Source organism: Agromyces intestinalis, assembly GCF_008365295.1.
GTDB classification, from domain to species: domain Bacteria; phylum Actinomycetota; class Actinomycetes; order Actinomycetales; family Microbacteriaceae; genus Agromyces; species Agromyces intestinalis.
Window position 1 is genome coordinate 958,448 of record NZ_CP043505.1, and the last position, 12,781, is coordinate 971,228.

Genomic DNA, 12,781 nt, shown 5'->3' on the forward strand with positions numbered 1-12,781 from the left:
CGGCGCGGTAGGAGGAGATCGATGACCGACGGCACCCGGAGCACCCCCGCCACCCTCCACGACGTCGCCCGCGAAGCGGGCGTCTCGCTCGCCACGGCGTCGCGCGCGCTGAACGGCTCGACGCGCAAGGTCAACGAGGAGTACCGCACCCGCGTGCTCGCCGCCGCGGCCCGGCTCGACTACTCCCCCAATCTCTCGGCCCAGGCCGTCGCGCGCGGCGCGTCGACGACCGTCGCCTTGCTGGTGGCCGACATCGCCGACCCGTACTTCTCGTCGATCGCGGCCGGCGTCGTCGCCGAGGCCGACCTCGAGCGCCTCATCGTCACGATGGCGGCGACCGAGCGCGATCCCGAACGCGAACTCGAACTGGTCCGTGCGCTGCGCGGCCAGCGCCCCCGCGTGATGATCCTCGCGAGCTCGCGGCGCACCGACGAGCCGACCGATGGCCCCCTCGCCGAGGAGCTCGCCGCCTACGAGCGCGCGGGAGGGCGCGTCGTGCTGATCAGCCGCAATGAGTACGCCTTGCGCACGGTCCTGCTCGACAACCGCGCAGGCGCCGCGGCGCTCGCGACCGCCTTGGCCGGGCTCGGGTACCGGCGGTTCGCGGTCGTCACTGCCGGCGAGGGCCTGCGCACCGCCGGCGACCGGTTGGCGGGATTCCGCGACGGGCTCGCGGCGGCCGGTATCGAGCTGCGCGACACCGACGTGGTGCGCGGCGAGTTCACACGCGACGGCGGCTACGCGGCCACGACCGCCCTGCTCGAGCGGGGGCTCAACGGCGTCGAGGTCGTGTTCGCGGTGAACGACGTCATGGCGGTCGGCGCGCTGTCCGCGATCCGCGACGCAGGGCTCGAGCCCGGCGCCGACCTCGCCGTCGCGGGCTTCGACGACATCGCCACCGTGCGCGACGTCACTCCGCCGCTCACGACCGTGCGCGTGCCGCTCGAGCAGATCGGTCGGCGCGCGCTGCGGCTCGCGCTCGACGACGCGGATGCCTCGGGCCCGGCGTCGCCCGCGACCGCTCCCGACGCCGTGCCCACCGAGGTCGTCATCCGCGCCTCGACGCCGGGGCCGCGCACCCGCTGAACGCGCGCCTTGCGCGACCGTTGCGCATGTGGCACACTCGGGTAAACGCTTTCCCGCAGCGGTGCGAGGGTCGGAGACCCCACCGCTCCCGGCTCGGACAAGGAATCCCACCGTGGCAGAGAACCCCACCCAGACCCTCGGCATCATCATGAACGGCGTCTCCGGGCGCATGGGCTACCGCCAGCACCTCGTGCGCTCGATCCTCGCGATCCGCGAGCAGGGCGGGGTTCTCCTCGCCGACGGCGAGACCCGCGTGCAGGTCGAGCCGATCCTCGTCGGTCGCAGCGAGCGCAAACTCGCCGACCTGGCCGCCAAGCACGGCCTCGAGCACTGGACGACGAACCTCGACGAGGCGCTCGCCGACCCGCGCTGGCAGGTCTACGCCGACTTCCTCGTGACGAAGGCTCGCGCCGCCGCGATCCGCAAGGCGATCGCCGCCGGCAAGGCGATCTACACCGAGAAGCCGACCGCCGAGTCCTTCGACGAGGCGCTCGAGCTCGCCCGCCTCGCCGACGAGGCCGGCGTCAAGAACGGCGTCGTGCACGACAAGCTCTACCTGCCCGGCTTCCAGAAGCTCCGGCGCTTGATCGACAGCGGCTTCTTCGGCCGCATCCTCAGCGTGCGCGGCGAATTCGGCTACTGGGTGTTCGAGGGCGACTGGCAGCCCGCGCAGCGGCCCAGCTGGAACTACCGTGCCGAGGACGGCGGCGGCATCATCGTCGACATGTTCCCGCACTGGAACTACCTGCTCGAGAACCTGTTCGGGCGGGTCGAATCGGTCTACGCCCGCGCGGTGACCGAAATCCCCGAGCGTCTCGATGAGCGGGGCGAGCGCTACGCCGCGACCGCCGACGACGCGGCCTATGCGATCTTCGACCTCGCCGGCGGCATCACCGCCCAGCTCAACTCGGGCTGGACGACGCGCGTGAACCGCGACGAGCTCGTCGAGTTCCAGGTCGACGGCACGCACGGCTCGGCCGTCGTGGGGCTGTTCGGCTGCAAGATCCAGCCCCGCAACGCGACCCCGAAGCCGGTCTGGAACCCCGACCTCTACGACGAGCACGACTACGCGACCGACTGGATCGAGGTGCCGACGAACGACGTGTTCGAGAACGGCTTCAAGACCCAGTGGGAGGAGTTCATCCGCCACGTCGTCGAGGACGCGCCGAACCGCTACGACTTCCTCGCGGGCGCGCGCGGCGTGCTCGTCGCCCAGGAGGGACTGCGCTCGAGCGCCGAGGGCCGCCGCATCGACATCCCGCAGGTCACCCTCGACAGCGGGTCGGATGCCACGGAGCCCGCACTTGCGGCCGAGGCATCCGGCTCCGAGGCATCCGGCTCCGAGGCATCCGAGCTCGCCGGAGCCCGCTGACCATGACCGACCTCACCCTGCTCGACGCGGCCGGCACCCTGACCGCCGTGCCGCTCGCCGAGGCACCCGCGTTCCGCCGGCCCCAGGGGCCACTCCAGAGCCGTGTCGCGTACGCGGCCGCGCACGTGGTGCCGAAGCCGTTCGCCGACAACACACCGGGGCAGCCCGCCGAGATCGACTGGGATGCCACGCTCGCGTTCCGCCACCATGTCTGGTCGTGGGGGCTCGGTGTCGCTGACGCGATGGACACGGCCCAGCGCAACATGGGCCTCGATGCCGCTGCGACGCGCGAGCTCATCACCCGCAGCGCCGCCGAGGCGCAGTCGGTGGGCGGCAAGCTGGTCGTCGGCGTCAATACCGACCACGTCGAGGCCGAGCGGATCTCGATCGACGAGGTGATCGACGCGTACAAGACGCAGCTGCACCACGCCGAGGATGCCGGGGCGGGCGCCGTGCTGATGGCGAGCCGCCACCTCGCACGCGCCGCGACGAGCGCCGACGACTACCTGCGGGTGTACCGCGAGGTGCTCGACGCGGCGGGCGCGCCAGTCGTGCTGCACTGGCTCGGCACGGCGTTCGACCCGCAGCTCGCGGGCTACTTCGGGTCGGATGACACGGATGCCGCCGCCGGCACCCTGCTGCAGATCATCGACGAGCACCCCGATCGGGTGCAGGGCGTGAAGATGAGCCTGCTCGACGCCGACGCCGAGATCGCGGTGCGCGAGCGGCTGCCGGTCTCGGCGCGCATGTTCACGGGCGACGACTTCCACTACGTGGGGCTCATCGCCGGCGACGGTGCCGACGGGTCGGGGCGCGGGCACTCCGACGCGTTGCTCGGCGCGTTCGCGGCGCTCGCGCCGAACGCGTCGGCCGCGATCCAGGCGCTCGACGCGGGCGACGCGGCCGAGTACCACCGCGTCCTCGGCCCGACCGAGGCGCTGTCGCGCCAGGTGTTCGCGGCCCCGACGTTCTACTACAAGACCGGCGTCGCGTTCCTCAGCTGGCTGAACGGCCACCAGGCCGCGTTCCAGATGATCGGCGGGCTGCACGCTGCGCGCAGCCTTCCGCACCTCTCGCGCATCGTCGAGCTCGCGAACGCCTCGGGCGCGCTCGAGCGGCCCGAGCTGGCCGCGGCCCGCTGGCACGCGCTGCTGACCCTGAACGGTGTCGACGTGACCGCGCCCACCGCTGCGCCGGCCGTCGAGGAGGTGCTGGCGTGAGCACCCCGCACCCGCGCCTGTCGATGAACCAGGGCACGATCAAGCACTCGACGCTCGACGAGGCGCTGGGCGCCGTCGCGGGCGGCGGGTACGAGTCGATCGGCCTGTGGCGCGAGCCGGTGCACGACGTCGGCCTCGCCGAGGCCGCACGCAGGCTCACGGCGAGCGGTCTGCGGTTCTCGACGCTGTGCCGCGGCGGGTTCTTCACCATGGGCGAGGGCCCCGCGCGCCGCGCGCAGCTCGACGACAACCGCCGCGCGATCGAGGAGACCGCGACGCTCGCCTCCGCCGGCGCCCCCGGCTCCGCCGCGGTGTACGTGCTCGTCGCGGGCGGCCTGCCCGAGGGCTCGCGCGACCTGATCGGCGCGCGCTCGCGCGTGCAGGACGCACTGGCCGAGCTCGCCCCCGAGGCCGAGGCGGCCGGGGTCACGATGGCGATCGAGCCGCTGCATCCCATGTTTGCGAGCGACCGGTGCGTCGTCACGACGCTGAAGCAGGCGCTCGACCTCGCCGAGCCCTTCGACCCGAGCGTCGTGGGCGTCACGGTCGACACGTTCCACATCTGGTGGGACCCAGAGGTGCTGCCGCAGATCGCCCGCGCCGGGGCATCCGGTCGGATCGCGACCTATCAGGTCTGCGACTGGAAGACCCCGCTGCCCGCGAACGTGCTGAACAGCCGCCACTACCCCGGTGACGGCGTCATCGACTTCGCGACCCTCACCCGCGCGGTCGAAGCGGCCGGCTACGCCGGCGACGTCGAGGTCGAGATCTTCAACGACGACGTCTTCGCGACCCCGTTCGACGAGGTCGTCGCGCGCACCGCCGAGACCTTCGGCGCCGCGGTCGCCCCGCACCTCGCCGCGACCCCGGCCCCCGCGCCCGCGCGCGCGTAATCGATCCCGCCCCGCACGTAACCGATTCAGGAGGCGACACGGTGTGTCGTCGTGGCGCTGGTCGACGCCCCCGCGCGACACGCCTTCGAACCTGAATCGCGTGCATCGCACTGCGTGCAGACCGGGCGGCGGGTCGATCGGGCGATACACTCACCGCGGGGGTGCGGCGCGGGGGCGCCGCGCGAGAGGACGCGGGACATGGCCGAGGGCCGTGCGCCGGCGGGGTCGCCGGTCATCCTGGTCGCGGGCGAGGGGCGCGCGTCGGTGGCGCGGGAGCTCGCGCGCCGGTACGGCGCGGACTACGACGTGCAGGCGCACCCGGATGCGTCGTCGGCACGTGCTGCGATCGAGCAGCTCGTCGGCGAGGGCCGGTCGGTGGCGATCGCGTTGGCGGGGCTCGACGCGGTCGACGCGGACGCGGGTCTCTTCGCCGTGATCCGGCACGCGTTCCCCGATTCCCGTCGGTCGGTGCTGCTCGACTGGGGCGCGTGGGGCGACGACGAGGCGACCTCCGCGGTGCTGGCGTTGATGGCGGGCGGCGCAGTCGAGACCTATCTGGTGGCGCCCCGGCACACACCCGACGAGGCGTTCCATCGCGGAGTCACCGAGCTGCTGCGCGACTGGGCGCGCGCGACCGGCGCCGATCGCCCCGGGTACGTGCTCGTGGGCGACCCGGCGAGGCCGCGCACGCACGCGCTGCGCGCCCGCCTCGACCGCACGGGCGCGCAGGTGCGCAGCATCCACCCGAACGATCCCGACGCGCGCGACCTGCTCGAGCGGGCGGGCGTGCAGAAGACCGAAGCCGACCTCCCTCCCATCGTCGCCACCGAGACGGGGCAGGTGCTCGTCGACCCCGACGACTCCGAGCTCGCGCGCGCGGCGGGACTGCGCACCGACCTGCCCGACCACCCGATCGACCTGGTGATCGTCGGCTCGGGTCCCGCCGGCCTGGCCGCCGCGGTGTACGCGGCAAGCGAGGGCCTCGACACGCTGGTGCTCGAAGCCGCCTCGATCGGCGGGCAGGCGGGCGGCAGCTCGCTGATCCGCAACTACCTCGGCTTCGTGCGGGGCGTCCCCGGCGCCGACTTGGCGCTCAACGCGTACCGGCAGGCGTGGCTGTTCGGCGCACGGTTCGCGATCGCGCGCCGCGCGACGGGGTTGACCGCCGACGACAGCGGGTTCCGCGTCGAGGTCGACGGCGGAGCAGGCGGCACCGGCGCAGGCGGCACGGTCGAGACCGGTTCGGTCGTCATCGCGACGGGCGTCGATTACCGTCGCCTCGCGGTGCCGGCGCTCGACCCGTTCGTCGGGGCATCCGTCTTCTACGGCGCCTCCTCGGTCGAGGCGCGCGGTCAAGCCGGCCACGACGTCCTGGTCGTCGGCGGCGGAAACTCGGCCGGTCAGGCCGCGCTGCACTTGGCCCGCTTCGCCCGCTCGGTCTCACTCGTCGTGCGCGGCGCACACCTCGCCGAGAGCATGTCGCGCTACCTCATCGACGAGCTCGACGCGGTCGGCGTCGGCGTGATCGGCGACTCGCGCGTCGTCGACGTCGAGGCCGCCCGCGACGGCACTCTGAGCGCGGTGGTGCTCGAGCACGGCGACGGCACGCGTGACGCGGTGCAGGCGCAGGCGCTGTTCATCACGATCGGCGCGCGCCCGCGCACCGACTGGGTGGGCGCGGCGGTGCTGCGCGATCGATGGGGTTCGATCGTCACGGGCGGGGCGATCGGCGAGACGGATGCCTCGGCCTGGGCGCTCGACCGCGACCCCGACGCCCTCGAGACGTCACTGCCCGGATGCTTCGCGGTCGGCGACGTCCGTCGCGGTTCGCTGAAGCGCGTGGCCGCTGCGGTCGGCGAGGGGTCGGCGGTCGTGTCGGCGGTGCATCGACACCTCGGCGGTCACGTCGGCGGCTGAGGCATCCGCTCGCCTCCACGACCTTCTCCAGCTGGTTAGGCTGAGTCGATGTCGTTCGATCCGCGGAGCACCCCTGTCGACCGGCGCGCCGAGCAGGAGCTCGAGGCGCGCGGACTCCGCTATCGGCAGGTGGATCCGTCCGACCAGGCGGCGTTCGACGCGTGGTCGCAGGCCGACAACCGCGGCTTCCACCATCCGCGACCGCGCGAGGTCGACCTCGCGCACGAACGGCGGGTGTTCGCCGATCGCCTGGTGCGCGGCGTGTACGACCCGGCTTCGGCGACCCCGGGCATCCCGATCGCGACGGTGTCGAGCTGGCCGACGGGCCTCAGCGTGCCCGGTGGGCGCAGCATCGACGCGTGGGCGGTGTCGTCGGTCACGGTCGCGCCGACGCATCGCCGCCGCGGCATCGCGCGCTCGCTCATGCAGGCCGAGCTGCGCGATGCGGTCTCGGCGGGCGCGGCGGTCGCCATGCTCACCGCGACCGAGGCGACGATCTACGGCCGGTTCGGCTACGCGCCGGCCACGCGCGCCGCGACCGTGCGGGTCGACCGACGTCGGGCGCACTGGATCGGTCCGGATGCCCCGGGCCGCGTGCACCTCGTCGACCCCGCGTCGTTGCGCGAGCTCGCACCGCAGCTCGTGCGTCGGGCGGTGTCGCGCACGCCTGGCGAGATCGACCGGTGGCCGGCGCTCCTCGACCGGGTGCTGGGCCTGGTCGACGCCGAGTCCGAGCACAGCCGAAGCATCCGTGCCGTGCGCTACGACGACGAGCGCGGCGAGACGCAGGGCTTCGCGACGTACCGCGTGGTGCGCGACCCGAACCGGCCGGGCGTGCTCGAGAGCGATTTCATCGCCGCCGCGACCGACGACGCCGAACGCGCGATCTGGCGGGTGTTCTGCGAGGTCGACTTCGTCGACGAAGTACGGGTGCTGCTGCGCTCGACCGACGAGCCGCTGCCGTGGGTGCTCGAGGACGCGCGGGCGGTCACGCTCGACGGGGTCGGCGACCACCTGTGGGTGCGGGTGCTCGACCCGGTCGCCGCGCTCGCGGGCCGCCGATTCGCGGGCGCGGGCACGCTGCGGCTCGAGGTCGACGATCCGCTCGGCTTCGCGGTCGGCGTCTACGAGCTGGATGCCGCGGCCGAGGGCCGCGCCGAGGTGCGACGCGTCGAGGGCGGCGCCGCGGATGTTTCGGGCCCGGTGCCCATCGGCGGCTCGCGACGCTCGCGGCAGGCGCACGGCCTGCGGCTCGGGGTGCGCGAGCTCGGCTCGATGCTGCTCGGCGGCGTGCGGGCGACGACCCTCGCGAGAGCGGGGCGCGTCGTCGAGCACTCCCGCGGTTCGCTCGCGCTCGCCGATCGGCTGTTCTCGTCCGAGCGCGAGCCGGCGCTGACGATCTGGTTCTGACGATCCGGTTCCGACCCGGCGCGCGCCGCTGCCCCGTCTTCGGGGGACATGCCTCGGCGTCGCCGCCGCCGTTTCCCCGGATCGACGCGGATCCGAGCCCGCTCGCATCACTTACTCACCTGTCAGTAAGTTGTAGAACCGTTATCTCCATTTTGTTCGGCTGCCCGCGAAATGCGCCATCATGGCGATTGCCCTCGCCAATGCCGACGAGGGCACCAGGAGGGGTCGACCTCACCTTGAAGAAGGGGAGAACCGTGAAGAAGTCTTCATTGGTCTCTGCGGCCGCACTCGCCGGCGTCTCGGCGCTGCTGCTGGCCGGCTGTTCGAGCAACGACGGTGGGGGTACCGGCGACGAAGGCGCCGAAGCCTCGACGCGTGCGTGCGTGATCCTGCCCGACGCCGAATCCTCGCCGCGTTGGGAGAACTTCGACCGCAAGTACCTGCAGGAGGGCCTCGAGGCCGCCGGCTTCGAAGCCGACATCCAGAACGCGGGCGGTGACGTCAACAAGTTCTCGACGATCGCCGACCAGCAGCTCACCCAGGGCTGCGGCGTCATGCTGCTCGTCGACTACCAGGGTGCCGCCGAGGGCGTCGCCACCAAGGCCAAGGCCGAGGGCATCCCGGTCATCGCCTACGACCGGCCGTTCGCCGGCGCCGACTACTACGTGTCGTTCGACAACGTCGAGGTCGGCCGACTGCAGGGCCAGACGGTGCTCGACGGCCTCGAGGCCGCCGGCAAGGACCCGGCGACCGCCATCGTCGTGTACATGGGCGGCGACCCGACCGACGGCAACGCGAAGATGTTCCACGACGGCGCGGTCGAGGTCATGGAGGGCGCCGGCATCACCGCGGCGGCCGAGCCCCCCGGCGTCTGGGACGGCGAGAAGTCCGCGACCAACTTCGAGCAGGCCCTCACCGGCCTGGGCGGCACGGTCGACGGCGTCTGGGCCGCGAACGACACGAACGCCGACGGCGTCATCGGCGTGCTGCAGCGCAACGGCCTGACCGGCGTTGCCGTGTCCGGTCAGGACGCGAACGTCGCCGGTCTGCAGAACATCCTCACCGGATGGCAGACGGCCACCGTGTACAAGCCCGTCAAGCTCGAGGCCGAGGCCGCCGTCGAGGTCGCCGTCGCACTGCTCAGCGGCGAGACCCCGAGCGCCGACCAGGAGCTCGAGGACGGCACGCCGTACGTCGCGGTCACCCCGGTGCTCGTCGGTCCGAACGAGGTGCAGCAGGTCGTCGACGCGGGCGACGCCTCCGCAGACGAGATCTGCACGGGTGAGATCGAGGGCGTGAGCCTCGCCGACAAGTGCGCGGAGTTCGGCGTACAGTAAGCGGCACGCTCGAGGGGCGTCGCGTCGCTGGCGCGGCGCCCCTTGCACGTCGGATCCCGAGACGACGCCCATGAAGCGCAAGGAAGCGAACATGACAGAACCGATCATCGAACTGCGGGGGGTCGAGAAGTCTTTCGGCCCCGTGACCGTCCTGAAGGGAGTGAACCTCAGGGTCTACCCGGGCAAGGTCACGGCCCTCGTGGGCGACAACGGCGCCGGCAAGTCGACTCTCATCAAGGGTCTCGCCGGCGTTCAGCCGTACGACGAGGGCGAAGTCCTCATCGACGGTCAGCACCACGACCTGCACACGCCCCGCGAGGCCGCCGGCCTCGGCATCGAGGTGGTCTACCAGGACCTGGCGCTGTGCGACAACCTCGACATCGTCCAGAACATGTTCCTGGGCCGCGAGGAACTCGCCGGCGGCACGCTCGATGAGGGCCGCATGGAGAAGGAGGCCTCCGACACGCTGCGGTCGCTGTCGGTGCGCACGGTGCGCTCGATCCGCCAGAAGGTGTCGAGCCTGTCTGGCGGTCAGCGGCAGACCGTCGCGATCGCCCGCGCCGTGCTGAAGAAGGCGCGCGTCGTCATCCTCGACGAGCCGACCGCCGCCCTCGGCGTCGCGCAGACCGAGCAGGTGCTCGCGCTCGTGCGACGCCTCAGCGAACAGGGCGTCGCGGTCATCCTGATCAGCCACAACCTCGCCGACGTATTCGCGGTCGCCGACCACATCGCCGTGCTCTACCTGGGCCAGATGGTCGCCGAGCTCGACACCGTCGACACCAACCGCGACGACGTGGTCGGCTACATCACCGGCACGAAGACGCAGGACGGCTCGCCGCTGCTCAACACCAGTTCCACTTCTTCGATCGACCCAGGAGACCTCGCATGAGCCAGGCCACCCGAACCGAGGCATCCCCCGACCCGCTCGCGGGCGATCTCATCGGCAGCGGCGTCGAGGGCGGTGTGCGCGACCAGGTCGAGGCCTGGTGGCAGCGGGTGCGCGCCGGCGACATGGGCGCCCTCCCCGCGGTCGGCGGCCTCGTCGTGCTCACACTGCTGTTCGCGACGCTGAGCCCGTTCTTCCTCACCGAACGCAACTTCGCGAACCTGCTGAACCAAGCGGCGACCCTCGTCATGCTGGGCATGGCGTTGGTGTTCGTGCTGCTGCTCGGCGAGATCGACCTGTCCGCAGGTGTGACCGGCGGCGTCGGCATGGCGCTGTTCGTCGTCCTCGTCGCGAAGGGCGGCGTGCCGTGGCCGCTCGCCCTGCTGCTCGGGTTCGGCGTCGGCATCGCGACCGGTGCGCTCATCGGATTCTTCGTGGCGAGGGTCGGCATTCCATCGTTCGTCGTCACCCTGGGCCTGTTCCTCGGGTATCAGGGCCTCGCCCTGCTCATCATCGGCGATGGTGGACTGTACAAGGTGCAGATCCCCGAGCTGCTCGCCCTCCAGAACAGCAACCTGCCGGTCTGGGCGGGCTGGGTCATGCTCGCCGTGATCCTCGCGGTCTCGGGCGGCACGTCGTTCTGGGATCGTTGGCGCCGCACCCGCGCGGGAGTGCCCAACCGCGCGATCGCGCTGGTCTGGGTCAAGCTCGGCGTGATCGCGGTCATCGGCGGCGCGGTCGTGTACATCCTCAACCAGAATCGCGGCCAGTCGATCGTCGCCGTGCAGGGCGTGCCGATCATCGTTCCGGTCACGCTCGCGATCCTCTGGGCCGGCACGTTCGTGCTCGACCGCACGAAGTTCGGCCGCTACCTCTACGCCATCGGCGGCAACGCCGAGGCGGCGCGGCGGTCGGGCGTCAAGGTGCGCTGGGTCAAGTGGTGGGCGTTCGTCATCTGCTCGAGCCTGGCAGTCGTGTCGGCGCTGTTCAGCGTCACCCGCGTCGGCTCGGTGGATGCGACGGTCGGACGCGACATCGTGCTGTCGGGCGTGGCTGCGGCCGTCGTCGGCGGCGTCAGCCTCTTCGGCGGTCGTGGTCGGCTCATCCACGCCGCGATCGGTGCGCTCGTGATCGCGGTCATCACGAACGGACTCGGCCTGCTGCACCTGCCCGCCGGCGTGAACTTCATCGTCACGGGCAGTGTGCTGGTGCTCGCCGCGACCGTCGACGCGGTGTCCCGGCTCCGCGCGGGCGGCACGTCGAGGACCTGACGCGCGCCGAGCCGCACCGACGGATGCCACGGGGCCGGCCCCGTGGCATCCGTCTGTCTGAGCCGCCACCCCTCCCGCCCACGTTCCTTTTTCAGGAGAATCCGCCCCCACGCGCCCGAATCCCGACCGTGCGTCCTGAGAAACGCGCCATTCGGGCGGGGCGTTCCTGAAAACGGAACTGAGCGGGCTGGTGCGTGCCTCAGCAGCGAGGCTGCGCTAGATGGTGTCCTGCCTCGGGAAGACGACCTTCTCGATGATGATGATGAGCGACGCCGCCACCGGGATGGCGACCAGCGCGCCGAGCACCCCGCCGAGCGTGCCGCCCGCGACCGCCGCGATGACCACGAGCGCGCCGGGCACCGCGACCGCACGGTTCATGATGCGGGGGCTGATCACGTACGCCTCGACCTGCATGTAGATCAGGTAGTAGATGATCGCGACGAGCGCGGTCAGCGGCGACGCGGCGAGGCAGACGAGCGAGATCACGATCGAACCCGTCAGCGTGCCCACCAGCGGCACGAGCGAGAACAGGAACGCGATGAACGCGAGCAGGATCGGCGACGGCGCGCCGATGATGCTCAGCAGGATGAAGCTCAGCACGCCGTTGATGAGGCCGAGCGTGACCTGGCCGATGACGTAGCGGCCGACCGACCCCGTGATCTCCTCGGACAGCTCGAGGAACTTCGACCGGCTGGTGGCCGGAACGAACCGGGCCGCGTAGCGCTCCATCGACCGCAGCGACGCCATGAAGTACAGCATCAGGATGAGCACGATGACCACGCCCGTGAACCCGCCCGCGATGCCGGCGCCCACGGCGAGCACGCCGCCGCCGAGCGAGGCCAGGTGGCCGGGATCCTGCAGCCACACCAGGAAGTCCTCGATGGTGCTCTGCAGCTCGAAATCGGGGAACAGCCCCTGCAGCCACAGGATGACGGGATTGTGCAGGACGTTGTACTGCACCTCGTCCCAGTTCTCGACGATGATCGTCGTCTGCTCGATGATGATCGGCACGATCGTCGCGACCAGCAGGGCGACCACGCCGAGCACCGCCGCGATGATGATGAGGATCGCGACCCAGCGCGGCATCCACTTCTCGAGCCAGTTGACCACGGGGTCGAGCCCGAGCGCGAGGAACAGCGCGAACACCACGTAGAGGATGACCGTCGACAGCTGCCCGAGCACCCCGCCGAGCAGGAGCGCCGCGAGCACGCCGAGCGCACCGACGAACCCGATGCGGAACGCCCGCACCTTGATCTCGGGGGCGCGGCTGTCGCCGTCTCCGGTGACCTCCGCCGCGGGGGCGGGAGGCGGGGTGATCTTCGGCGCTGGGCGCCGGCGTCGCACGACAGCCATATGCCGACGATACGGCGACCGACCGCCCGCGGTCGA

The 12,781-nt window shown here is 71.8% G+C and carries 10 protein-coding genes; 9 read left to right on the top strand and 1 reads right to left on the bottom strand.

The window, feature by feature from the left end:
• The first annotated feature begins 21 nt into the window (after positions 1 to 21).
• The 9 genes from FLP10_RS04435 to FLP10_RS04475 all read left to right on the top strand — a co-directional run bounded on the left by FLP10_RS04435 (position 22) and on the right by FLP10_RS04475 (position 11,392).
• Positions 22 to 1,086 (top strand): LacI family DNA-binding transcriptional regulator, encoded by a 1,065-nt coding sequence (locus FLP10_RS04435; protein WP_149159774.1) that lies wholly within the window; start codon positions 22 to 24, stop codon positions 1,084 to 1,086.
• Positions 1,087 to 1,234: 148 nt separating this feature from the next.
• Positions 1,235 to 2,458 carry a Gfo/Idh/MocA family protein gene (locus tag FLP10_RS04440; protein WP_149162076.1) on the top strand — a complete coding sequence of 408 codons (1,224 nt, stop codon included), beginning with the start codon at positions 1,235 to 1,237 and terminating at the stop codon, positions 2,456 to 2,458.
• 2 nt (positions 2,459 to 2,460) lie between these two features.
• On the top strand, positions 2,461 to 3,678 hold the full coding sequence (locus FLP10_RS04445; protein ID WP_149159775.1) for a dihydrodipicolinate synthase family protein: 1,218 nt from the start codon (positions 2,461 to 2,463) through the stop codon (positions 3,676 to 3,678).
• Entirely contained in the window at positions 3,675 to 4,571 is an 897-nt protein-coding gene (locus FLP10_RS04450) for a sugar phosphate isomerase/epimerase family protein (RefSeq protein ID WP_149159776.1), read from the top strand. The genes FLP10_RS04445 and FLP10_RS04450 overlap by 4 nt, the downstream gene beginning before the upstream one ends.
• Positions 4,572 to 4,769: 198 nt before the next feature.
• The gene (locus FLP10_RS04455; RefSeq protein WP_149159777.1) at positions 4,770 to 6,488 is read left to right on the top strand and encodes an NAD(P)/FAD-dependent oxidoreductase; all 1,719 of its coding nucleotides are present in this window, start codon (positions 4,770 to 4,772) and stop codon (positions 6,486 to 6,488) included.
• A gap of 48 nt (positions 6,489 to 6,536) precedes the next feature.
• Positions 6,537 to 7,898: a GNAT family N-acetyltransferase gene (locus FLP10_RS04460; protein ID WP_149159778.1), complete on the top strand. Its 1,362-nt coding sequence runs from the start codon at positions 6,537 to 6,539 to the stop codon at positions 7,896 to 7,898.
• A gap of 254 nt (positions 7,899 to 8,152) precedes the next feature.
• Positions 8,153 to 9,235 carry a sugar ABC transporter substrate-binding protein gene (locus FLP10_RS04465; RefSeq protein WP_149159779.1) on the top strand — a complete coding sequence of 361 codons (1,083 nt, stop codon included), beginning with the start codon at positions 8,153 to 8,155 and terminating at the stop codon, positions 9,233 to 9,235.
• 91 nt (positions 9,236 to 9,326) lie between these two features.
• Complete coding sequence (locus FLP10_RS04470; protein ID WP_149159780.1) at positions 9,327 to 10,124, top strand: ATP-binding cassette domain-containing protein; 798 nt, start codon at positions 9,327 to 9,329, stop codon at positions 10,122 to 10,124.
• The gene (locus FLP10_RS04475; RefSeq protein WP_149159781.1) at positions 10,121 to 11,392 is read left to right on the top strand and encodes a sugar ABC transporter permease; all 1,272 of its coding nucleotides are present in this window, start codon (positions 10,121 to 10,123) and stop codon (positions 11,390 to 11,392) included. The genes FLP10_RS04470 and FLP10_RS04475 overlap by 4 nt, the downstream gene beginning before the upstream one ends.
• A gap of 216 nt (positions 11,393 to 11,608) precedes the next feature.
• Here FLP10_RS04475 and FLP10_RS04480 read toward each other — a convergent pair whose 3' ends face one another.
• On the bottom strand, positions 11,609 to 12,745 hold the full coding sequence (locus tag FLP10_RS04480) for an AI-2E family transporter (RefSeq protein ID WP_210418473.1): 1,137 nt from the start codon (positions 12,743 to 12,745) through the stop codon (positions 11,609 to 11,611).
• Positions 12,746 to 12,781: the final 36 nt, after the last annotated feature.

Bases quoted from the DNA above. Each gene is read 5' to 3' on its own strand.
- FLP10_RS04460 (WP_149159778.1), top strand. From the start codon at position 6,537: ATGTCGTTCGATCCGCGGAGCACCCCTGTCGACCGGCGCGCCGAGCAG.
- FLP10_RS04475 (WP_149159781.1), top strand. From the start codon at position 10,121: ATGAGCCAGGCCACCCGAACCGAGGCATCCCCCGACCCGCTCGCGGGC.
- FLP10_RS04455 (WP_149159777.1), top strand. From the start codon at position 4,770: ATGGCCGAGGGCCGTGCGCCGGCGGGGTCGCCGGTCATCCTGGTCGCG.
- FLP10_RS04445 (WP_149159775.1), top strand. From the start codon at position 2,461: ATGACCGACCTCACCCTGCTCGACGCGGCCGGCACCCTGACCGCCGTG.
- FLP10_RS04435 (WP_149159774.1), top strand. From the start codon at position 22: ATGACCGACGGCACCCGGAGCACCCCCGCCACCCTCCACGACGTCGCC.
- FLP10_RS04480 (WP_210418473.1), bottom strand. From the start codon at position 12,745: ATGGCTGTCGTGCGACGCCGGCGCCCAGCGCCGAAGATCACCCCGCCT.
- FLP10_RS04470 (WP_149159780.1), top strand. From the start codon at position 9,327: ATGACAGAACCGATCATCGAACTGCGGGGGGTCGAGAAGTCTTTCGGC.
- FLP10_RS04440 (WP_149162076.1), top strand. From the start codon at position 1,235: ATGAACGGCGTCTCCGGGCGCATGGGCTACCGCCAGCACCTCGTGCGC.